This is a genomic window from Streptomyces arenae (assembly GCF_022343545.1).
GTDB lineage: Bacteria > Actinomycetota > Actinomycetes > Streptomycetales > Streptomycetaceae > Streptomyces > Streptomyces humi.
Genome location: NZ_JAKQYH010000056.1, coordinates 1 through 20,944 on the forward strand (window position 1 = coordinate 1; position 20,944 = coordinate 20,944).

Annotated in this window: 22 protein-coding genes and 5 tRNA genes; 19 read left to right on the forward strand and 8 right to left on the reverse strand. The window is 70.0% G+C overall.

Annotation, left to right across the window (positions count from 1 at the left end):
- Window positions 1-2,361: sensor histidine kinase (locus MB828_RS24910; RefSeq protein ID WP_301650168.1), on the reverse strand; the 2,361-nt coding region annotated here is incomplete at its 3' end.
- 570 nt (window positions 2,362-2,931) lie between these two features.
- Here MB828_RS24910 and MB828_RS24915 point away from each other — a divergent pair.
- From MB828_RS24915 to MB828_RS24955, 9 genes are all read left to right on the forward strand, one after another.
- On the forward strand, window positions 2,932-3,120 hold the full coding sequence (locus MB828_RS24915) for a hypothetical protein (protein WP_301650169.1): 189 nt from the start codon (window positions 2,932-2,934) through the stop codon (window positions 3,118-3,120).
- Window positions 3,121-3,278: 158 nt separating this feature from the next.
- Window positions 3,279-4,064, forward strand: coding sequence for a fumarylacetoacetate hydrolase family protein (locus MB828_RS24920; RefSeq protein WP_133027263.1), 786 nt, complete (start codon window positions 3,279-3,281; stop codon window positions 4,062-4,064).
- The gene (gene gltX, locus MB828_RS24925) at window positions 4,057-5,541 is read left to right on the forward strand and encodes a glutamate--tRNA ligase (RefSeq protein ID WP_301650170.1); all 1,485 of its coding nucleotides are present in this window, start codon (window positions 4,057-4,059) and stop codon (window positions 5,539-5,541) included. The genes MB828_RS24920 and gltX overlap by 8 nt, the downstream gene beginning before the upstream one ends.
- A gap of 81 nt (window positions 5,542-5,622) precedes the next feature.
- Window positions 5,623-6,354, forward strand: a complete 732-nt coding sequence (locus MB828_RS24930; protein ID WP_301650171.1) for an HAD family hydrolase — start codon at window positions 5,623-5,625, stop codon at window positions 6,352-6,354.
- A 91-nt stretch (window positions 6,355-6,445) separates the two neighbouring features.
- Window positions 6,446-6,517 (forward strand) — tRNA-Gln (locus MB828_RS24935).
- Window positions 6,518-6,557: 40 nt separating this feature from the next.
- Window positions 6,558-6,630 (forward strand) — tRNA-Glu (locus MB828_RS24940).
- Window positions 6,631-6,658: 28 nt separating this feature from the next.
- Window positions 6,659-6,731, forward strand: a tRNA-Glu gene (locus MB828_RS24945).
- A 21-nt stretch (window positions 6,732-6,752) separates the two neighbouring features.
- A tRNA-Gln gene (locus MB828_RS24950) sits at window positions 6,753-6,824 on the forward strand.
- A 43-nt stretch (window positions 6,825-6,867) separates the two neighbouring features.
- Window positions 6,868-6,940: transfer RNA gene (locus MB828_RS24955), tRNA-Glu, on the forward strand.
- A gap of 52 nt (window positions 6,941-6,992) precedes the next feature.
- Here MB828_RS24955 and MB828_RS24960 read toward each other — a convergent pair.
- Window positions 6,993-7,637 (reverse strand): MerR family transcriptional regulator, encoded by a 645-nt coding sequence (locus MB828_RS24960; RefSeq protein WP_301650172.1) that lies wholly within the window; start codon window positions 7,635-7,637, stop codon window positions 6,993-6,995.
- A gap of 88 nt (window positions 7,638-7,725) precedes the next feature.
- Here MB828_RS24960 and MB828_RS24965 point away from each other — a divergent pair, with 88 nt between their 5' ends.
- Window positions 7,726-8,226 carry a DUF4188 domain-containing protein gene (locus tag MB828_RS24965; RefSeq protein WP_301650173.1) on the forward strand — a complete coding sequence of 167 codons (501 nt, stop codon included), beginning with the start codon at window positions 7,726-7,728 and terminating at the stop codon, window positions 8,224-8,226.
- A 223-nt stretch (window positions 8,227-8,449) separates the two neighbouring features.
- On the opposite strand, the gene ndgR is transcribed toward MB828_RS24965, so the two are convergent.
- Window positions 8,450-9,166 (reverse strand): IclR family transcriptional regulator NdgR, encoded by a 717-nt coding sequence (gene ndgR / locus MB828_RS24970; protein WP_003993203.1) that lies wholly within the window; start codon window positions 9,164-9,166, stop codon window positions 8,450-8,452.
- A 205-nt stretch (window positions 9,167-9,371) separates the two neighbouring features.
- Between ndgR and leuC the strand changes: the two genes are divergently transcribed.
- The 4 genes from leuC (at window position 9,372) to MB828_RS24990 (ending at window position 12,697) form a co-directional block, all read left to right on the forward strand.
- The gene (gene leuC, locus MB828_RS24975; protein WP_133027268.1) at window positions 9,372-10,796 is read left to right on the forward strand and encodes a 3-isopropylmalate dehydratase large subunit; all 1,425 of its coding nucleotides are present in this window, start codon (window positions 9,372-9,374) and stop codon (window positions 10,794-10,796) included.
- Window positions 10,797-10,802: 6 nt separating this feature from the next.
- Window positions 10,803-11,396: a 3-isopropylmalate dehydratase small subunit gene (leuD, locus tag MB828_RS24980; RefSeq protein WP_133027269.1), complete on the forward strand. Its 594-nt coding sequence runs from the start codon at window positions 10,803-10,805 to the stop codon at window positions 11,394-11,396.
- Between the two features lie 288 nt (window positions 11,397-11,684).
- Window positions 11,685-11,915 carry a hypothetical protein gene (locus tag MB828_RS24985; protein ID WP_133027270.1) on the forward strand — a complete coding sequence of 77 codons (231 nt, stop codon included), beginning with the start codon at window positions 11,685-11,687 and terminating at the stop codon, window positions 11,913-11,915.
- 140 nt (window positions 11,916-12,055) lie between these two features.
- Window positions 12,056-12,697, forward strand: coding sequence for an HU family DNA-binding protein (locus MB828_RS24990; RefSeq protein ID WP_133027271.1), 642 nt, complete (start codon window positions 12,056-12,058; stop codon window positions 12,695-12,697).
- A 174-nt stretch (window positions 12,698-12,871) separates the two neighbouring features.
- Here MB828_RS24990 and MB828_RS24995 read toward each other — a convergent pair whose 3' ends face one another.
- Both MB828_RS24995 and cofC read right to left on the reverse strand, forming a co-directional pair.
- Window positions 12,872-13,075 carry a hypothetical protein gene (locus tag MB828_RS24995; protein ID WP_301650174.1) on the reverse strand — a complete coding sequence of 68 codons (204 nt, stop codon included), beginning with the start codon at window positions 13,073-13,075 and terminating at the stop codon, window positions 12,872-12,874.
- A 9-nt stretch (window positions 13,076-13,084) separates the two neighbouring features.
- A complete protein-coding gene (cofC, locus tag MB828_RS25000; RefSeq protein ID WP_301650175.1) occupies window positions 13,085-13,723 on the reverse strand; it encodes a 2-phospho-L-lactate guanylyltransferase in 639 nt (212 codons plus the stop codon).
- Window positions 13,724-13,878: 155 nt separating this feature from the next.
- On the opposite strand from cofC, the gene MB828_RS25005 reads away from it, so the two are divergent.
- From MB828_RS25005 to MB828_RS25015, 3 genes are read left to right on the forward strand one after another with little or no spacing between them, the layout of a single operon-like run.
- The gene (locus MB828_RS25005) at window positions 13,879-14,643 is read left to right on the forward strand and encodes a lysophospholipid acyltransferase family protein (RefSeq protein WP_133027274.1); all 765 of its coding nucleotides are present in this window, start codon (window positions 13,879-13,881) and stop codon (window positions 14,641-14,643) included.
- A complete protein-coding gene (locus tag MB828_RS25010) occupies window positions 14,640-15,650 on the forward strand; it encodes an NAD(P)H-dependent glycerol-3-phosphate dehydrogenase (RefSeq protein ID WP_301650176.1) in 1,011 nt (336 codons plus the stop codon). The genes MB828_RS25005 and MB828_RS25010 overlap by 4 nt, the downstream gene beginning before the upstream one ends.
- 59 nt (window positions 15,651-15,709) lie before the next feature.
- Complete coding sequence (locus tag MB828_RS25015) at window positions 15,710-16,867, forward strand: D-alanine--D-alanine ligase family protein (RefSeq protein WP_133027276.1); 1,158 nt, start codon at window positions 15,710-15,712, stop codon at window positions 16,865-16,867.
- Between the two features lie 143 nt (window positions 16,868-17,010).
- Here MB828_RS25015 and MB828_RS25020 read toward each other — a convergent pair whose 3' ends face one another.
- Both MB828_RS25020 and MB828_RS25025 read right to left on the reverse strand, forming a co-directional pair.
- Window positions 17,011-17,499 (reverse strand): DUF3515 domain-containing protein, encoded by a 489-nt coding sequence (locus MB828_RS25020; RefSeq protein WP_301650177.1) that lies wholly within the window; start codon window positions 17,497-17,499, stop codon window positions 17,011-17,013.
- Window positions 17,500-17,519: 20 nt separating this feature from the next.
- On the reverse strand, window positions 17,520-17,753 hold the full coding sequence (locus MB828_RS25025; RefSeq protein WP_037654619.1) for an Lrp/AsnC family transcriptional regulator: 234 nt from the start codon (window positions 17,751-17,753) through the stop codon (window positions 17,520-17,522).
- 206 nt (window positions 17,754-17,959) lie between these two features.
- Here MB828_RS25025 and MB828_RS25030 point away from each other — a divergent pair, with 206 nt between their 5' ends.
- The gene (locus tag MB828_RS25030; protein WP_046733970.1) at window positions 17,960-18,925 is read left to right on the forward strand and encodes a thiamine-phosphate kinase; all 966 of its coding nucleotides are present in this window, start codon (window positions 17,960-17,962) and stop codon (window positions 18,923-18,925) included.
- A complete protein-coding gene (gene thiD, locus MB828_RS25035) occupies window positions 18,922-19,728 on the forward strand; it encodes a bifunctional hydroxymethylpyrimidine kinase/phosphomethylpyrimidine kinase (RefSeq protein ID WP_301650178.1) in 807 nt (268 codons plus the stop codon). The genes MB828_RS25030 and thiD overlap by 4 nt, the downstream gene beginning before the upstream one ends.
- Here the strand turns inward: thiD and MB828_RS25040 are convergent.
- Window positions 19,703-20,917: an FAD-dependent monooxygenase gene (locus MB828_RS25040; protein WP_301650179.1), complete on the reverse strand. Its 1,215-nt coding sequence runs from the start codon at window positions 20,915-20,917 to the stop codon at window positions 19,703-19,705. The two genes, thiD and MB828_RS25040, sit on opposite strands and share 26 nt — an antisense overlap.
- Window positions 20,918-20,944 lie beyond the last annotated feature (27 nt).

A 20,944-nucleotide genomic window follows, 5' to 3' on the forward strand; every position in this document is an offset into this window, starting at 1 on the left:
ACCGCCGCCGAGGGCCGGGGCGGGGGCACCCGCGCCGAGCGAACCGGGCGCACCGCCCTGGCCGTTGCCCCGCCGGGCCGCCGCGGCACCGGCCGCGGCCTGCGCGGCGGCCGGACCGCCGGACTGCGCCGGGACACCGGGCTTGCCGGGAGCGGGCTTCTTGCCGCCCTGGGCGACGTCGACCGGGAGCATGACCAGCGCGGTCGTACCACCGGAGTCGGAGGGGCGCAGCTGGATCCGGATGCCGTGCCGCTGCGACAGCCGGCCGACCACGAAGAGGCCCATGCGGCGGGAGACCGAGACGTCCACGGTGGGCGGCGAGGCGAGCCGCTCGTTGATCGCCGCGAGGTCCTCGGGGGAGAGGCCGATACCGGTGTCGTGGATCTCGATCAGCACCCGGCCGTCGGGCAGGGCGTGACCGGTGACCTTGACCTTGGTCTGCGGTGAGGAGAACGACGTGGCGTTCTCGAGCAGCTCGGCGAGCAGGTGCACGAGGTCGTTGACCACGCGGCCGGCCACTTCGGTGGTCGGCACGGCGGCCAGCTCGATGCGCTCGTACTGCTCCACCTCGGAGGCGGCGGCGCGGAGGACGTCGACCAGCGGGACCGGGCGGGTCCAGCGGCGGCCGGGCTCTTCACCCGCGAGGACCAGGAGGTTCTCACCGTTACGGCGCATACGCGTCGCGAGGTGGTCGAGCTTGAAGAGGGAGGACAGCTGGTCCGGGTCGGCCTCGCGGGACTCCAGTTCGGAGATGAGCGAGAGCTGACGCTGGATGAGGCCCTGGGAGCGGCGCGAGAGGTTGGTGAACATCGCGTTGACGTTGCCCCGGAGGAGGGCCTGCTCGGCGGCGAGGCGGACGGCCTCGCGGTGCACGTCGTCGAAGGCCGCGGCCACCTGGCCGATCTCGTCCCGGGAGTGCACACCGACCGACTCCACGGACGTGTCGACGTCCTGCGGGTCGGACTCGGAGAGCTGCTTGACCAGCTCGGGCAGCCGGTCCTGGGCGACCTTGGTGGCGGTCTCCTGGAGGCGGCGCAGCGAGCGGATCATGGAGCGGGCCACGATGAAGGCGCCGACCAGCGACACACCGAGGACGAGCAGGATCAGCGCACCGGAGATGATCGCTTCCTGCTGCGAGGAGGAACGCAGCTCGCGGGCCTTCTGCTCCATGTCCTCGAGGAGCGTGTGCTCGATCTTCTGCATCTGGTCGATCTTGGTCGAGCTGTCGTCCACCCAGTCGAGGTACGACCGCTTGGAGAGCTCGTTCAGACCGTTCTGGGCGCCGAGGGCACGCTTGGCGTAGGTGTTCGCGGCCTCGATCGTCGGGTTGTTCTCGTCGATCGGCTTGAGCAGTTCGGCCGCGTTGCCGACGTAGATCTTCCGGAAGATCGTGAGTTCGGAGGTCTCGCTCTCCTGGGCCGACTCGCCGTACAGGCGGTCGTTCTCGGAGAGGTCGCCGGTGTTCGTGTTGTTGGCGGGCAGGGCCGCGGCGATGACGGCGCGCTGCACGGACGCGTACTCCTTGGCGGTGGAGAACGCCGCCAGGGCGCGGGTGCGCTGGATCATCTCCGGGTTGCTGGAGGCCTGCGCCATGTCCTGCGAGAGGTCGATCAGCTGGGTGATCAGCCGGTGGTAGGACTCGACCGTCTGGGTCGAGTTCTCCTTCTGCTGGTAGGCGTCCTTGCGGATCTTCGCCAGGTCGTCGAGCTGACCGGCCAGACCGACGAGGCTGTCACGGACGCCCTGGAGCTGACCGTTCTTGCTCGCGGTGTCGATCTCCTCGGAGGCGTTGAGGAAGTTCTCGCGGGCCCGGTCGGTCGCCTGCTCGAGACCCTTGACCGTGACGTCGCTGGTCGACGCGCCGTGCGCGAGGGGACCCGCCGACTTGTCACGCTCGTTCTGGAGCGTCTGGGCCAGCTCGGTGGCCTGCGTGGTCATGTCCGTCAGCAGCTTCATGTTGTCGAGCTGCTGGATGTCGTCGAGCGACTGGTTGATGCGGACCGCGCCGAGCGTCGTCGCCGCCACCACGGGGAGCGCGAGCAGCGACACCAGGCGCGTGGAGATGCGCCAGTTGCGCAGGGCTATGCGCGAGCCCGGGTTGGACGGGCCCTTCGGGGGCTTGACCGACGGCGTCGGCGTCGCGGTCGGCTGGGGGCCCGTGGATCCGGTGGACCCCGGAGATCCCGGAGACCCCGAAGAAGCGGACACGGCGGGACGCCCGGGGCGCTCACCGCCGTCACCACCGCCGACCGGGGCGTGGCCCGGGTTCTGGGCGTGCTGGGGCGAGGAACCGCGGTCGGTCCCGCCGTGCGCCTCCGGCTCCGCCGGAGCGCTGCCATCCCTCTTGAAACGTCCCTGCACTAGCGTCGCAACCTCTGGACCAGGCACCCCTCCGCTGAATGGAGGGACACGGTGTCGGCGTTGTAGGGGGAGCGCCCTGAATACGCCCCCTGTTGGTCGTGAGTGTGACCGGCGCTGGCTCCCCCTGTCTCGCCGCCACTCGGCGCTGCGTTGCGCCCCCTGCGCGCCGGCTCGATCCTGCGGCGGTTCCGTGGAATTCCAGCACAGTGCCGGATCTCCAACAAGGGCCGTGGGCCGAGCTGTGACCTCCGTGACAGCGTGTGAGTGACACGTTACGAGATGTCGGGGCTGATCGCGTACATAACGGACGTATGCCTGCCAGGGGAGAGCGGGTGGGGCGTGTCCCAGTCGCCATGATCAGGAGCGGAATGACAGGTTCAGTTCGTCAATGTCCGTTTCGTTTCCCCGAATTGCGAGCGCGGAATGACCGCTTTGCCCCCTGCTTCGTGAGCAAACTCACACCTGGATCACGGCTAGTTGGCGACTTCCGTCGGGAATTCGATGTTTAGCCTGGCGCTTTACAAGAGGGAAGTCTCTGCCAACCCACACACGACGGGGTCCACGACAACCGTGAAGACGACGATGATGTTCCGCAACATAGCCAACCCCCGGCGCACCACCCTCGCCCACCTCGAGGACGCCGAGGAACTGGGGACCCCCGCACTGCCCGAGCACTCCCTCGACCTCCCCGCCCAGACCGCCAACCCGCGGCGCACGATCCTCATGGAGATCCCGGCCGGGACCCCGGTCGCCGACTAGGCGCGGGGACCACCGAGCCATACGGGAGCGGAGCCGCCGACCACTCAGTCACCTGGGTTATTCCACGGCCACCTGGGTTATTCCACGGCGGCCGCCCCGCCCCGCGTTAGCCTGGAGCGTCAGACTCCAGCCGGCTCAGTGAGGGGCGCCAGGATCCCGTGCGCATCGCCAGGTTCTCCATCGACGGGAACGTCGCCTTCGGCGCCGTCGAGGGCGACAAGCAGGACGAACTCGTCCTCGACATCATCAAGGGCATTCCGTTCACCGACTTCGAGCTCTCCGGGACCAAGGTCCCGCTGAGCAAGGTCAGGCTCCTCCCGCCGGTGCTCCCCAACAAGGTCGTGGCCTACGGCCGCAACTACGCGGAGCACGCGCGGGAGCTGGGCAACGAGGTCCCGGACGCCCCCTTCGCCTTCTTCAAGCCGTCCACCTCGGTGATCGGCCCCGGTGACGCGATCCAGTACCCCGCCTTCTCCGAGGACCTCCACCACGAGGCCGAACTGGCCGTGGTCATCGGCCGTCTGTGCCGCGAGGTCCCGCGCGAGCGCGTGGCGGACGTCATCTTCGGCTACACCTGCGCCAACGACGTCACCGCCCGTGACGTCCAGAAGCGCGAGAAGCAGTGGGCCCGCGCCAAGGGCTTCGACACCTCCTGCCCGCTCGGCCCCTGGGTGGAGACGGACCTCGACCTGGCCACCGCGTCCGACCTGACGGTCCAGCTCACCGTCAACGGCGAACAGCGTCAGCTCGGCCGTACGAGCGAGATGATCCACCCCATCGCGGACCTGATCGTCCACATCACCGAGGCCATGACGCTGCTGCCCGGCGACGTGATCCTCACCGGCACCCCGGCAGGGGTCGGCCCCCTCAACGTCGGCGACGAGGTCGCCGTCACCATCGAAGGCATCGGCACTCTCACCAACAAGGTTGTCAAGCGTGGCTAGCGCACCCGGCTCCCCCGTTCGCGTCCGTTTCTGCCCCTCGCCCACCGGTAACCCCCACGTGGGCCTGGTCCGCACCGCCCTGTTCAACTGGGCGTTCGCCCGGCACCACAAGGGCACCCTGGTCTTCCGCATCGAGGACACCGACGCGGCCCGCGACTCCGAGGAGTCGTACAACCAGCTGCTCGACGCGATGCGCTGGCTCGGCTTCGACTGGGACGAGGGCCCCGAGGTCGGCGGCCCGCACGCGCCGTACCGCCAGTCGCAGCGCATGGACATCTACCAGGACGTCGCGCGGAAGCTGCTGGACGCCGGGCACGCCTACCGCTGCTACTGCTCCCAGGAGGAGCTGGACAGCCGCCGCGAGGCCGCCCGCGCCGCCGGCAAGCCGTCCGGCTACGACGGCCACTGCCGTGACCTCACCGCCGAGCAGGTCGAGGAGTACCAGGCCCAGGGCCGGACGCCCATCGTCCGCTTCCGGATGCCGGACGAGACGATCACCTTCACGGACCTGGTCCGCGGCGAGCTGACCTTCACCCCGGAGAACGTCCCGGACTACGGCATCGTCCGCGCCAACGGCGCCCCGCTGTACACGCTGGTCAACCCGGTCGACGACGCCCTGATGGAGATCACCCACGTCCTGCGCGGCGAGGACCTGCTCTCCTCCACCCCGCGCCAGGTCGCCCTCTACAAGGCGCTGACCGAGCTGGGCATCGCCAAGCAGACCCCGGCCTTCGGCCACCTGCCGTACGTCATGGGCGAGGGCAACAAGAAGCTCTCCAAGCGCGACCCGCAGGCGTCCCTGAACCTCTACCGCGAGCAGGGCTTCCTGCCCGAGGGCCTGCTCAACTACCTCTCCCTGCTGGGGTGGTCGCTCTCCGCGGACCAGGACATCTTCTCCATCGACGAGATGGTGGCCGCCTTCGACATCGCCGACGTGAACCCCAACCCGGCCCGCTTCGACCTGAAGAAGTGCGAGGCGATCAACGCCGACCACATCCGCATGCTGGACGTGAAGGACTTCACCGAGCGCTGCGCCCCCTGGCTGAAGGCCCCCTTCGCGCCCTGGGCGCCGGAGGACTTCGACGAGGCCAAGTGGGAGGCGATCGCCCCGCACGCCCAGACCCGTCTGAAGGTCCTCTCGGAGATCACCGACAACGTCGACTTCCTGTTCCTCCCCGAGCCCGTCGAGGACGAGGCCTCGTGGGCCAAGGCCATGAAGGAGGGCAGCGACGCCCTGCTGGCCACGGCCCGCGAGAAGCTGGAGTCCGCCGACTGGACCTCCCCGGAGTCCCTGAAGGAGGCCGTCCTGGCCGCCGGCGAGGCCCACGGCCTCAAGCTCGGCAAGGCCCAGGCGCCGGTCCGGGTGGCCGTCACCGGCCGCACGGTCGGCCTGCCGCTCTTCGAGTCCCTGGAGGTCCTGGGCAAGGAGAAGACCCTGGCCCGGATCGACGCGGCGCTGGCGAAGCTGGCCGCGTAGGGCACGCCCGTGTGACGGGGCGGCTCCGGTTTTCGTCCCGGGGCCGCCCCTTCGTCGTACCCAGCAGGTACCTTCGGCGGTATGACGATCAGAGCCGTGGTCTGGGACGTGGACGACACGCTCTTCGACTACACCACCGCCGACCGCGAGGGCATGCGGGCGCATCTCGCGGCGGAGGGACTGTTCCCGGCGTACGAGAGTGCCGAGGCGGCGCTGGTGCGGTGGCGGGCGATCACCGACCAGCAGTGGGCGCGGTTCTCGGCGGGGGAGCTGTCCTTCGAGGAGCAGCGCCGGGAGCGGATCCGGGTGTTCCTCGGCGAGGCGCTGAGCGGCGACGAGGCCGACGACTGGTTCCGCCGGTACCGGACGTACTACGAGGCCGCCTGGGCCCTCTTCCCGGACGTCCTGCCGGCCCTGGACGCGCTGGCCGCCGACTACCGGCACGCCGTGCTGTCCAACTCCAGCCTGCACGTCCAGGAACACAAGCTGCGCACGCTCGGTGTGCACGACCGGTTCGAGGTCGTCCTGTGCGCCGCCGAACTGGGCGTCTCCAAGCCGGCCGCCGGCGCCTTCCTGGCGGCCTGTGACGCGCTGGAACTCGCCCCGCACGAGGTCGCGTACGTCGGCGACCACCCGGAGATCGACGCGCGCGGCGCCGTCGACGCCGGACTGCTGTCCGTGTGGATCGACCGCCACGGCCCCGCCACGGGCGGTGACGCGCCCGTCGGACCGCACAGGATCGCCTCCCTCGCCGAACTGCCCGCGATCCTCCGCGCCGATACCCGTTTTGGAGCCCCGTCCACCTTCAGGTAATGTTCTTCCTGCGCCGCCGGGGAGCGGGCCGAAAGGCCGGAACCGGAGGAGCGAAACTAGAACAAGAACCCCTCAGGGGCTTGCGTTCCAGTGGCCTATGGTGTAATTGGCAGCACGACTGATTCTGGTTCAGTTAGTCTTGGTTCGAGTCCAGGTAGGCCAGCTCGCAGAGCTCATCTGCAGGCGTGGATCACATCCACAAAGCCCCCGTTGTGTAGCGGCCTAGCACGCTGCCCTCTCAAGGCAGTAGCGCCGGTTCGAATCCGGTCGGGGGTACGGAGATCATCTACGGATGATCGCTAGGGCCCCCGTTGTGTAGCGGCCTAGCACGCCGCCCTCTCAAGGCGGTAGCGCCGGTTCGAATCCGGTCGGGGGTACGAACTGGTCTAAACCATCATTGGTCTATGGTGTAATTGGCAGCACGACTGATTCTGGTTCAGTTAGTCTTGGTTCGAGTCCAGGTAGACCAGCTCGGATCTGCGGCGTCGCACATCAAACGCTTGCAAGATCCACGCCCCCGTTGTGTAGCGGCCTAGCACGCCGCCCTCTCAAGGCGGTAGCGCCGGTTCGAATCCGGTCGGGGGTACAAAATGAAGGGCCCTCCGCTCAGGCGGAGGGCCCTTCGGTGTGTCCGGGCCCTACTCGAAGCCGTAGCGCCGGGCCGTCTCCTCCTCCTGGGCCAGCCGGTGCAGCGCCTGGAGCATCGGCTCCACCAGCACCGCGCTGGCCACCGCGGCCGCCACCTTCTCCTTCTCCGACGGATGCGTCTCCAGGAAGTCCAGATCGGCGATCGCCGCCTGGTGCATCAACTTCGCCCGTGTCACGAGGAGTTCACTGTCCCAGTCGTAACCGAGCCGACGGAACGCCGCCACCGCGACCACCAGCTGGCGGTACGCCGGGGAGATGGTCGTGAGCTGCTTGGCGTTCTCCCAGCCCAGGGTCGAGAGCAGGGCGCCCACCTCCCGGTGCGCGGCCCGGACGTACTCGTCGTCCTCGTCCGGCTCCGGTACCTGCGGCAGCGCCCACAGCGCGGCGCCCACCCTGATCGTGCGGCCCAGCGACTCGTCGTCGACGTGCCCGAGCACCTCGCGCACCTTCGCCACCGGCACCCGGCCCACCTGGATCATCGCCCGGACCAGCCGTAGCCGGCGCAGGTGCTCCTCGTCGTACTCCGCGGTCGTGGTGTTGACCTGGCGGCCGGGCGGCAACAGCCCCTCGCGCAGGTAGTACTTGATCGTCGCGACGGTCACCCCGCTGCGCTCGCTCAACCGGGCCAGCCGCATCTCTTGCGCCTCTCCTTGGTAAGTGCCACTATCCAAGCACCGACAGAAGGATAGTGACGCTATCCGACAGGGACCGGGGGTGTTCCGCATGATCGCCAGACCGATTCCGGGCCGTACGACCGCGGCGCGTGAGGGTGACGCGGTGGTGCTGCTGATCGGCATGCGCGTCAATCACTTCTGGGCGGTGCACCAGTGGCTCCCGGTCATGCTGTCCATGTTCCGCATGCTGGGGGAGCTTGCGCGGAACCCTGACCGGGGGCTGCTGGGGCGGGTCCTGCTGACGGCCTCGCCGCGGACGTACTACGTCGTCCAGTACTGGGAGTCCAAGGAGAAGCTGTACGCGTACGCGAGTTCGCCGGACCTGCTCCACCACGGGATGTGGAGCATCGTGAACCGCAAGGAGCGGGCGGGGAAGCTGCGGCAGCACGTGGGCCTGTGGCACGAGACGTACGTCGCACCCGAGGGCTCGTACGAGTCGATCTACTTCGACATGCCGGAGTTCGGACTGGGCGCGGCGAGCGGGACGGTGCCAGTGGAGCGCCGGGGCCGCTACGCAAAGGACCGGTTCGCTTACAGGAGCGCCCCGTAGGGGCGCGGGGAACTGCGCGACAAGCCACGACGGCGCAGCAGTCGGCTGACGACGGGTGGTGGCAATCTCTGCGCCGTAGGGCTCCGGCCAGGGGGAGAGCGCGGGTTGCGTGTGGCTGATCGCGCAGTTCCCCGCGCCCCTGCGTTTCTCCACTCACGTCGGGAAGAAGGCCGGCCGCGGCGTTGGGGTCGGCCTCTTCTGACGGGAGCGTTCGTTTCGGGGCTCAGCCCGTGCGGCGCAGGGCCTCGGAGAGGCGGCCCGCCGCGTCGATGACCGCCTGCGCGTGCATGCGGCCCGGGTGCCGGGTCAGGCGCTCGATCGGGCCGGAGACGGACACGGCGGCGACCACGCGGTTGGACGGCCCCCGCACCGGCGCCGACACCGAGGCGACACCCGGCTCGCGTTCGCCGATGGACTGGGCCCAGCCGCGGCGGCGGACGCCGGACAGGGCCGTCGCCGTGAAGCGGGCCCCCTGGAGGCCCCGGTGCAGCCGCTCCGGCTCCTCCCAGGCCATCAGGATCTGCGCCGACGACCCCGCCTTCATCGTGAGCGTCGAGCCGACCGGTACGGTGTCCCGGAGGCCGGACAGCCGCTCCGCCGCGGCCACGCAGATCCGCATGTCGCCCTGGCGGCGATAGAGCTGCGCGCTCTCGCCGGTGATGTCCCGCAGGTGCGTGAGCACCGGGCCCGCCGTCGCGAGCAGGCGGTCCTCGCCGGCCGCCGCGGCCAGTTCCGCGAGTCGGGGACCGAGAATGAAACGGCCCTGCATGTCGCGTGCCACCATGCGGTGGTGTTCCAGAGCCACGGCCAGCCGATGGGCCGTGGGCCGTGCCAGTCCGGTGGCCCCGACCAGACCCGCGAGGGTGGCCGGACCGGACTCCAGAGCGCTCAGGACAAGGGCCGCCTTGTCCAGAACGCCGACGCCGCTACTGTTGTCCATGCAACGATACTCACGTCTCACTCTGTGAAACGCAAGTTCAATTTTCCGTGGAACGCGCCACCCTGGAATCACACAGTGGCCCGCGTACCAACGGGCCCGGCGGCGGACGCCCGGAACCACGACTTCAGGGGCCCGGAACTCGGGCAGCCGCTTCCTCAAGATCTCTAGTTGGGCCGGTGCACGTCTGCCGGCCGGAGGGAAAGCGATGGGTAGGACACTCGCGGAGAAGGTCTGGGACGACCATGTCGTCCGGCGCGCCGAGGGCGAGCCCGACCTCCTCTTCATCGATCTGCACCTGCTGCACGAGGTGACCAGCCCGCAGGCCTTCGACGGTCTGCGCCAGAACGGCCGTCCGGTGCGCCGCCTCGACCTCACCATCGCGACCGAGGACCACAACACCCCGACCCTCGACATCGACAAGCCCATCGCGGACCCGGTCTCCCGCGCCCAGCTGGAGACGCTGCGCAAGAACTGCGCCGAGTTCGGCGTGCGCCTGCACCCGCTGGGCGACGTCGAGCAGGGCGTCGTGCACGTGGTCGGCCCGCAGCTGGGCCTGACCCAGCCCGGCACGACCGTCGTCTGCGGCGACTCGCACACCTCCACGCACGGCGCCTTCGGCGCGCTGGCGTTCGGCATCGGCACCTCCCAGGTGGAGCACGTGCTGGCCACCCAGACGCTGCCGCTGGCCCGTCCCAAGACCATGGCCATCACGGTCGACGGCGAGCTGCCCGAGGGCGTCACCGCCAAGGACCTGATCCTGGCGATCATCGCCAAGATCGGTACGGGCGGCGGCCAGGGCTACATCCTGGAGTACCGCGGCTCCGCCATCGAGAAGCTCTCGATGGAGGCCCGCATGACCATCTGCAACATGTCGATCGAGGCCGGTGCCCGCGCGGGCATGATCGCCCCCGACGAGACCACCTTCGCGTACATCAAGGGCCGCGCCCACGCCCCCGAGGGTGCGGACTGGGACGCCGCGGTCGAGTACTGGAAGACCCTCAAGACGGACGCGGACGCGGAATTCGACGCCGAGGTGCACATCGACGCGGCCGCCCTCTCGCCGTTCGTCACCTGGGGCACCAACCCGGGCCAGGGCGCCCCGCTTTCGGCGCACGTCCCCGACCCGGCTTCGTACGAAGACGCTTCGGAGCGCCTGGCCGCCGAAAAGGCCCTGGAGTACATGGGGTTGGAGGCCGGCCAGCCGCTGCGCTCCATCAACGTGGACACCGTCTTCGTAGGCTCCTGCACCAACGGCCGGATCGAGGACCTGCGCGCCGCAGCCGACATCCTCAAGGACCGCAAAGTCGCCGACGGCGTACGGATGCTGGTCGTCCCCGGCTCCGCCCGGGTCGGTCTGCAGGCCGTCTCCGAGGGCCTGGACGTGGTCTTCAAGGAGGCCGGCGCCGAATGGCGGCACGCGGGCTGCTCGATGTGCCTGGGCATGAACCCCGACCAGCTGGCCCCGGGCGAGCGCTCCGCGTCCACCTCCAACCGCAACTTCGAGGGCCGGCAGGGCAAGGGCGGGCGTACCCACCTGGTGTCGCCGCAGGTCGCGGCGGCCACCGCCGTCCTGGGCCACCTGGCCTCCCCGGCCGACCTGTCCGACGCCCGTACGCCCGCTGGAGTCTGATCAGCCATGGAAGCATTCACCACGCACACCGGCCGGGCCGTCCCGCTGCGCCGCTCCAACGTCGACACCGACCAGATCATCCCCGCTCACTGGCTCAAGAAGGTGACCAGGGACGGCTTCGAGGACGGTCTGTTCGAGGCCTGGCGCAAGGACGAGAACTTCATCCTCAACCGTCCCGAGCGGCAGGGCGCCAGCGTCCTGGTGGCCGGCCCCGACTTCGGTACCGGCTCCTCCCGTGAGCACGCGGTCTGGGCGCTGCAGAACTACGGCTTCAAGACCGTGATCTCCTCCCGCTTCGCCGACATCTTCCGGGGCAACTCGCTGAAGAACGGCCTGCTCACGGTGGTCATCGACCAGAAGATCGTGGAGGCCCTGCAGGAGCTCTCCGAGAACGACCCCGAGGCCGAGATCACCGTCGACCTGGAGAACCGCGAGGTGCGCGCCGAGGGCATCACCGCCTCCTTCGAGCTGGACGAGAACTCCCGCTGGCGGCTGCTGAACGGCCTGGACGACATCTCCATCACGCTCCAGAACGAGGCCGACATCGCGGCGTACGAGGCCAAGCGTCCGTCGTACAAGCCGCGGACGCTCCAGGTCTGATCCGGAGCCCGGTTCGGGCGTGATCCACCACATCTGAATACGGCTGGTTTCAGCCACCGCGACACCCCGTCTGTACCCCCGATCGCCACGATTGGGGGTACAGCCATGTCTGCACCCGAACGGACGCTCGCGTTGTCGCAGGTCTTGCCAACTTCCCACGTTAGGGCCGATGTTGTGGGGGTAGGTGAGTGCTGTGTCCGGGGCTTTCGCAAGTGCCCGGAAGGCCATTTGAGGCGGCAGTTGCCCCCTGCGCAGGCGACAACTCGCCCCAGATGGCACAATCTGTGCATGGAACACGACGGCCAACTCCAGCTCTATGCGGCGGTCGCGGACCAACTCAAACAAGCGCACACAACAGTGCGCGCACTGCAAGTCCCGGAGGGCGTACGGATGGCGCTGACCCGGAAGCTGCTGGTCATTACGGCCGCGGCCAAGCACGACATCGCCGACGCGGCAAGGCGGCTCGAGCGGTTCAACGCCGACCTCGAAGCGGGTCGATTCCCGCAAGAGGAAGGCTGACCGGACCTCGCGAGACAGTCGAATCCGTTGCGGCACGAGGGTGATAAGCCCGTTTCGTGTTTGATTTGCGGTATATATCTGCCTAACGTGCGAAAAAGCTTGAACACTTTCGTTCTGGCGATGTCTCCGAAGGGGAAGACGTGAACAAGGCGCAGCTCGTAGAAGCGATTGCCGACAAGATGGGCGGCCGCCAGCAGGCGGCCGACGCCGTCGACCATGTCCTGGACGCCATCGTCCGCGCGGTCGTCGCGGGTGAGCGGGTCTCGGTCACCGGCTTCGGGTCCTTCGAGAAGGTGGACCGCCCCGCCCGTTACGCCCGCAACCCCCAGACCGGCGAGCGGGTTCGGGTCAAGAAGACCTCCGTGCCGCGCTTCCGCGCCGGTCAGGGCTTCAAGGACCTGGTGAGCGGCTCCAAGAAGCTCCCGCGCGGCGGCGAGGTCTCGGTCAAGAAGGCGCCCAAGGGCAGCCTGACCGGCGCCGCTTCGGCGACGGTCAAGAAGGCCGCGGCGAAGAAGACCACCGCCAAGAAGGCGACGGGCGCGGCCCGCAAGACCACCACCACCGCCGCCGCGAAGAAGACGACGGCGAAGAAGACCACGGGCGCGGCGGCCGCCAAGAAGACCACGGCGACGGCGAAGAAGACGCCCGCGAAGAAGACCACGGCGACGGCGAAGAAGACCGCCGCGAAGAAGGCTCCGGCCAAGAAGGTCACGGCCAAGAAGGCGCCGGCGAAGAAGTCGACCGCGCGGAAGGCTGCCGCCAAGAAGACGACCGCTCGCTGAGGTTCGTCGGGCGGCGCGGTCGGGATACTCACGCGACGGGCCGGATTCCCCTGGGGAGTCCGGCCCGCGGTGTGTTCCAGGGAGCTTTCAGGTGCGGGCCGGTGGGGGCTTGTCGCGCAGTTCCTCCCCCAGCCTTCGGCCGGGGGTACCCCCAGCGCCCCTAGGTTTCTCGCCTCAGAACGTCTGCAAGGTCACGAGGGTGATCCGGAGGTCGTCTCCAGCCCCCTCCGTTTCGATCCTCACCCGCTGCCCCGGCCGCAGCAGCCGCAGGGCGCCGGCCTCGAAGGCGGGGGCGTCGAAGGGGAGCGGGGTGCCGTCGTCCAGGAGTACCTGGCCGGTGTGGGTTTCGGGGTCGTACGTGTATGCGGTGGCCTGCATGGGCGCAGCCTACTGGTCGGGGATCAGCAGACGGGCCGCCACGGCTGCGGTGCGCGGGCCCACGCCCAGGGCCAGTGCGGTGCGCAGGTCGGCGCCGGTGTCCACGTCCTGCCGTACCGAGTCCACGTCGGTCAGCCGCAGTTCCACGGCGCCCGAGGCGGCGTGCCGGGCGCGGGAATCCGGACCGAATGCGGGCGCCAATTCACTGCCGGGCGCTGCCGCCAGCAGAGTGGTGCCGATCGCCGCCGCGTCCGGGAGAAAAGCGCGCGGGAATTCCGCGGCCGAGTCCAGCACCCGGGCCAATTCCAGTGGCCGCAACGCCGGCAGATCGGCGTTCAGGGCCGCCACGGGGGTTTCCGGACGCGATGCGCGGACCACCGCCGCGCCGTGCCGCAGCGCCTCGTTGAGGCCGCCTCCCGGCGTGTCGGGGACGATGCGCGCGCCCAGCGCCGAGAGCTCCCGCCCGGCCAGCGGATCGACCGTGACGACCGCCACATCCTTCACGGCCTGGCAGGCCAGCGCCGCCGCCACCGTGTCCTGGGCGAAGGCGAGGGCCAGCGAGGGACGCACCCCGTCCGCCGCGGTGTCCGCGAGCCTGCTCTTGGCCCGCGCCAGAGGTTTGAGCGGGATGACCAAGGTCCACTGCACCGTCGTACCGTCCCTCCCTTGTTGCCTCATTGTCACCCGGGCCCACCCGGTGGCCGCGACACCGAGGCGTACGGTGTTCTCGACAGACCGGCGGGCCGGGGCCACACTTCTTCCCGATCCCAGGCCGGGAGGAAGACCTAGAGGAAGGTGTCCGCGTGCCCCGCCGGAGAATCGGCTTCTGGTACCGCTTCGCTGCGGTGCTCTGCAAACCGCCGCTGGTGGTTCTGATCAAGCGGGACTGGCGCGGAATGGAGAACATTCCGGCCGAGGGCGGATTTATCACCGCGGTGAACCACAATTCCCACATCGACCCCTTCGCCTACGCCCACTATCAGTACAACACCGGCCGTGTTCCGCGTTTCCTGGCGAAGAGCGGGCTTTTCAAGAAGGGATTCGTCGGCGCCGCCATGCGCGGTACCGGCCAGATCCCCGTCTACCGCGAGTCCACCGACGCGCTCAGCGCCTTCCGGGCCGCGATCGACGCCGTGGAGCGCGGCGAGTGCGTCGCCTTCTACCCTGAGGGAACGATCACCCGGGACCCGGACCAGTGGCCCATGACCGGCAAGACCGGTGCCGCCCGGGTCGCCCTCCAGACCAGGTGCCCGGTCATCCCGGTCGCCCAGTGGGGCGCCAACGAACTGCTCCCGCCGTACGCGAAGAAGCCCAGTCTGCTGCCCCGCAAGACCCACCACGTGCTCGCGGGCCCGCCGGTCGACCTGACCCGCTTCTACGGCAAGGACATGACCCAGGACGTCCTCAAGGAGGCGACCGAGGTCATCATGGCGGCGATCACGCGCCAGCTGGAGGAGATCCGCGGCGAGAAGGCCCCCGAGACCCCCTACGATCCTCGCCAGGTACGGATCGAGCAGCGGCGCCGGGCGCGTGCGCGGAGTGGTCTGGAAGAGGAGAGCGGCAAGTGAGCAAGCCGGCCAAGGCGGCGGTCTTCAGTGCGGGTTCGTGGGGTACGGCCTTCGGGATGGTGCTCGCCGACGCCGGGTGCGAGGTCACCCTGTGGGCGCGGCGCGCGGAGGTCGCGGAGGCGATCAACTCCGGCCGTACCAACCCCGACTACCTGCCGGGCGTGGAACTCCCCGCGAACCTGCGGGCCACGACCGACCCCGCCGAGGCGGCCGCGGGCGCCGACTTCACCTTCCTGTCGGTGCCGTCCCAGAGCATGCGGGTCAACCTCGCCGAATGGACGCCGCTGCTCGCGCCCGACACCGTCCTCGTGTCCCTCATGAAGGGCGTCGAACTCGGCACGGCCATGCGGATGAGCGAGGTCATCGAGGACGTCACCAAGGTCGGCGCGGACCGGATCGCCGTCGTCACGGGGCCCAACCTCGCCCGTGAGATCGCCGCCCGGATGCCGGCCGCCGCCGTGGTCGCCTGCACCGACGAGACGGTGGCCCGGCGCCTCCAGGCCGCCTGCCACACGCCGTACTTCCGCCCCTACACCGAGACCGACGTGGTCGGCTGCGAACTGGGCGGTGCCGTGAAGAACGTCATCGGTCTCGCCGTCGGCATCGCGGACGGCATGGGACTCGGCGACAACGCCAAGGGCTCGCTCATCACGCGCGGTCTCGCGGAGACCGCCCGGCTCGGCAGCGCGCTCGGCGCCGACCCGCTGACCTTCTCCGGACTCGCCGGGCTCGGCGACCTGGTGGCGACCTGTTCCTCGCCGCTGTCCCGCAACCACACCTTCGGCGCCAACCTCGGCAAGGGCATGACGCTGGAGGAGACCATCGCGGTCACCCGGCAGACCGCCGAGGGCGTCAAGTCCTGTGAGTCGGTGGCCGATCTGGCCCGTCGGCACGGCGTCGAGATGCCGATCACCGAGACGGTCGTCGACATCGTCCACGAGGGCAAGCCGCCGGTGGTCGCCCTCAAGGAGCTGATGTCGCGCAGCGCGAAGCCCGAGCGACGCTGAGCCACGGCACCGGCCGGACGCTGTATCGGGGCCCTACCACCGGGTACTCTCATCGCCATATGAGCACCGAGAACCTTCCCCAGAGCCCTGAGCAGCCCGCTCGCAAGCCGCGCGTGGCCGTCGTGTTCGGCGGTCGCAGCTCCGAGCACGGGATCTCCACGGTCACCGCGGGCGCCGTCCTCGCCGCCATCGACCGGACGAAGTACGACGTCCTGCCGATCGGCATCACCAGGGAAGGCCGCTGGGTGCTCACGGCCGACGAACCGGAACGCATGGCGATCACCGAACGCCGTACCCCGGAGGTCGGCGACCTCGCCGAGTCCACCGAGGGCGGCGTCGTGCTCCCGGTCGACCCGGCCAGCCGCGAGGTCGTCTACAGCGAGCCCGGCTCGGTGCCCAAGGCGCTCGGCGAGGTCGACGTCGTCTTCCCGGTGCTGCACGGCCCCTACGGCGAGGACGGCACCCTCCAGGGCCTCCTGGAGCTCTCCGGTGTCCCCTACGTCGGCTCGGGCGTGCTCGCCTCGGCCGTCGGCCAGGACAAGGAGTACATGAAGCGGGTGTTCTCCTCGTTCGGGCTCAAGGTAGGCCCCTACCTGGTGATCCGGCCCCGCGAGTGGCAGCAGGACGAGTCCGCCGCCCGCAGGAGGATCGTCGACTTCGCGGGCGAGCACGGCTGGCCGCTGTTCGTGAAGCCCGCGCGCGCGGGCTCGTCGATCGGCATCACCAAGGTCGACGGCCTGTCCGGCCTGGACGAGGCGATCGCCGAGGCCCAGTCCCACGACCCGAAGATCCTCATCGAGGCGGCCGTGCGCGGCCGTGAGATCGAGGTCGGCGTGCTGGAGTTCGAGGACGGCCCGCGCGCCTCGGTCCCCGCCGAGATCCCGCCGCCGTCGGAGCACGCGTACTACGACTTCGAGGCCAAGTACATCGACTCCACCCCCGGCATCGTCCCGGCCCCCCTCACGCCGGAGGAGACCGCCGAGGTCCAGAGGCTCGCGGTGGACGCCTTCGAGGCCGCGTCCTGCGAGGGCCTGGTCCGCGCCGACTTCTTCCTCGCGGAGGACGGCGACTTCGTGATCAACGAGATCAACACGATGCCCGGCTTCACCCCGATCTCGATGTACCCGCAGATGTGGCAGGCGACCGGCGTCGGCTACGCGGCCCTGATCGACCGCCTCATCCAGGCAGCCCTGACCCGCTCAACAGGCCTCCGCTAGAAAACACCCCGCCCCGAAACACCCCGAGCCGGAGCGCCCCGAAAGGGGCGCTGGGGGTACCCCCGGCCGAAGGCTGGGGGAGGAACTGCGCGACAAGCCACGACGCACCCGCACCCGACACCCAACGGCTCCCCGCACGGCGCCTAGTCGGCGATCCCCTCCGGAACCGCCTCCTTGACGGCAGGCGCCAAGCTCACCAACGGCGCCACGCCGTCCCCCGTCCGCCGCGCCGGGATCGTCACCTCGACATACGCCTTCCGCAACGTCGTCGTGAACCGGAACGACTTGTCGGCCCGCTGCTCCAGCAGCCACCCCACCCCGTTCACCTCCACCCCGTCGGCCTCCGGGTCGGCCATCTTCGCGGGCCGCGAAACCCCGCACCGCAGTATGATCGCCGGGTCGCCGCCCCACCCGGCCGTCAGCGCGGAGGCCGGTTCCGGATCACGTCGGCCCAGCTTGTCGACCTTCGTCGGCAGTACCCGGTCCAGGCGACCGCAGAGCTTCGCAACCGCCGCGCCCGGACTGGGAACCGCCGCCGACGGGGCGTCGTCTGCTGAGGAGCAGCCCGCTGCCGCGATCATCAGCGCGGCGAGCGTGGGCAGACCGAATGGCCGGTGACGGAAGGAGTTCACCGGCCAAGGGTAGACGGGGGCTACAGATGGACCACCGGGCAGGTCAGGGTGCGGGTGATGCCGTCCACCTGCTGGACCTTCGCGACCACCATGCGACCGAGTTCGTCGACCGTCTCGGACTGCGCGCGCACGATGACGTCGTACGGTCCTGTCACATCCTCGGCCTGGATGACTCCGGGGATCTTGCTGATCGTCTCGGCGACGGTCGACGCTTTGCCGACCTCCGTCTGGATCAGGATGTACGCCTGTACCACGGAACCTCCAGGGCGGCCACGAGGATCATGTGGGGAAAAGGAACGCCACGGTATCGCGTCGCCGCACACCGCGGGGAGACCTGCGCGGACAGGGGCTTGCGCGCCAGGGTGCAGGCAGGACAGATGTTGACGGTCACCTCGACCGTATCCAGGACGACGATGACGCGCGAGCGGGCACGGCAAGCCACAGAAGGGGCGCAAGGGCAATGAAGGGCACTGTTGGTGAGCTAGGTGAGTTCGGGCTCATCAGGGAGCTCACTTCCCGTCTCACCACCACTCCGGCGGTCCGCGTCGGCCCCGGCGACGACGCCGCGGTGGTCGCCGCGCCCGATCGCCGGGTCGTGGCGAGCACCGACATCCTGCTGGAGGGGCGGCACTTCCGCCGCGACTGGTCCACGGCGTACGACGTGGGCCGCAAGGCCGCCGCCCAGAACCTCGCGGACATCGCCGCCATGGGCGCCGTGCCGACCGCGCTGCTGCTCGGTCTGGTCGTCCCCGCCGAACTGCCCGTGACCTGGCCCAGCGAACTGATGGACGGCATCCGGGACGAGTGCCAGGTGGCCGGTGCCTCGGTGGTCGGCGGCGACGTGGTCCGCGGTGACACGATCATGGTCTCCATCACCGCGCTCGGCGACCTGCGCAACCAGGAGCCGGTCACCCGGGCCGGCGCCCAGCCCGGCGACCTGGTGGCCGTCACCGGCTGGCTGGGCTGGTCGGCGGCCGGCTACGCGGTGCTCTCCCGCGGCTTCCGCTCGCCGCGCGCCTTCGTGGAGGCCCACCGCCGCCCCGAACCCCCGTACCACGCCGGTCCGGCCGCCGCCGGGCTCGGCGCGACCGCGATGTGCGACGTGAGCGACGGACTCATCGCCGACCTGGGGCACATCGCCGAGGCCAGCAAGGTCCGCATCGACATCCGCTCCGGCGCGATCGACGTCCCCACCCAGATGAACGACATCGGGCAGGCCGTCGGCGTCGACCCCATCCAGTGGGTGCTGACCGGCGGCGAGGACCACGCGATCGTGGCGACCTTCCCGCCGGACGTGAAACTGCCCGCCCGCTGGAAGGTGATCGGCGAGGTCCTCAACCCGTCCGCGCTGCCCCAGGTCACCGTCGACGGGGCGCCCTGGACCAGCAAGGGCGGCTGGGACCACTTCGGGGACATCGAGTCATGAACAGTCCGCCGAGGGTACTGACGGTCGCGGGCTCCGACTCCGGCGGCGGGGCCGGGATCCAGGCCGACCTGAAGACCATGCTCGCCCTCGGCGTGCACGGGATGAGCGTGATCACCGCGGTCACCGCGCAGAACTCCCTGGGCGTGCGGGGCGCCTGGGAACTGCCGGTGGCGGCCGTGCGCGCCCAGTACCGCGCCGTCGTGGACGACATCGGTGTCGACGCGGTCAAGACCGGCATGCTCGCCTCCGCGGAACTCGTCGAGGCGGTCGCCGAGTTGATCGCCGGGACCGGTGTGCCCGTGGTCGTGGACCCGGTCGGCGTCTCCAAGCACGGGGACCCCCTCCTGGCCGCCTCCGCACTGGAGTCCGTCCGCACCAGGCTGCTCCCGCTCGCCACCGTGGCCACCCCGAACCTCGACGAGGTGGCCCAGCTCACCGGCGTGCACGTCGAGTCGGAGGCCGGTCTGCGCCGGGCCGCGGCGGCCGTGCTGTCGTACGGACCCACCTGGGTGCTGATCAAGGGCGGGCACCTGCCCGGTGAGGCTGTGGACCTGCTCACGGACGGCACCGAGGAGCACCTGCTGCGCGCCCCCCGGTACGCCAACCGGCACACGCACGGCACGGGCTGCACCCTCGCGTCCGCGATCGCGTCGCAGCTCGCGAAGGGGCGGTCCGTGCCGGCGGCGGTGACGGCGGCCAAGGCGTACGTCACCGGGGCGATCGCGGCCGGGTTCGCGCTCGGTGCCGGGATCGGCCCCGTCGACCACGGCTGGGACCTCAGCAGGGGTACTCCCGCAGCCTGATGTCGGTCGCCGCCTTCTCCGTCAGCCTCTTGAAGAAGCGGGCCAGCGGACGCGAGGCGAGGATCCGGTACATCCGGTCCCGGCTGCGGATACGGCGTTCGGTGGGCGGCGCGAAGAACGGGCCCGCGTTCCCGGAGATCTTCTGGCAGCCCTTGGCGAAGTCCCGGATCCGGGTCTCGTACTCGGCGAACGCGGTACGGAAGTCACCGCCCGCGAGGGCGAGTTCACCGGCGAGGACATGCGCCCCGACGATCGCCACGCCGGTCCCCATCCCGCCCATGGTCGCCCCGTACCCGGCGTCCCCGAGCAGCGCCACCCGCCCCTCGACGAGCCGGTCCACGTGGATCTGGGCGATCGCGTCGAAGTACAGGTCGTCGGCCTCCTCCAAGGCCTCGAGGACGGCCGGGACCTCCCAGCCCATCCCGGCGAAGCGGTCCCTCAGGATCCGCTTGATCCCCGGGACGTCCCGGCGGTCGTACGACAGCTCCCCGGACCGGAAGACCAGCAGCGCGCCCGCGCGGTCCGGGTCGCCGTCGTAGTTGCCCACGACGACCGCGCGGCCGGGCTCGCTGTAGACCCGGCCGGTGCGGTCCAGCCCCAGGTGGTTGGGGACGTCGAAGCCGGCCACATAGTGGTCGAGGAAGCGCAGGTGGCGGGACTCGTCACCGAAGACGAGCCGACGGGTGTTCGAGTGCAGCCCGTCGGCGCCGACGACCAGGTCGAAGCGGCGGGGCGCGCCCCGCTCGAAGGTGACGTCGACACCGTCGGCGTCCTGGGCGAGGGAGGCGATCGAGTCGCCGAAGACGTACTCGACGTCGTCCCTGGTGCGCTCGTACATGATCCGTGCGAGGTCACCGCGGAAGATCTCCACGTCGCCGCTCATCATCTCGGCGGGCAGGTCCACGCGCGGGCTGCCGTCGGCGGCCACGACGGTCTGGCGGCCCATGTGGGTCTGGCGGGCGTGGATCTCGTCCCAGATGCCCATGGAGGTCAGGACGGTGCGGTGGACATGGCCGCGGAAGTCGACCGCGAAACCGCCACCGCGCAGGCCGGGGGCCTTCTCGACGACGGTGACGCGGGCGCCGAGCCGGGCCAGGTTGAGGGCGAGGGCGGGTCCGGCGACGCTGGCGCCGGAGATGAGCACGCTGAGGTGGGTCAGGCTCTTGTCCTGCGGAGTCTGCTTCGTCATGCGAGGAGCTTCGGCGGGGGCGCTGAC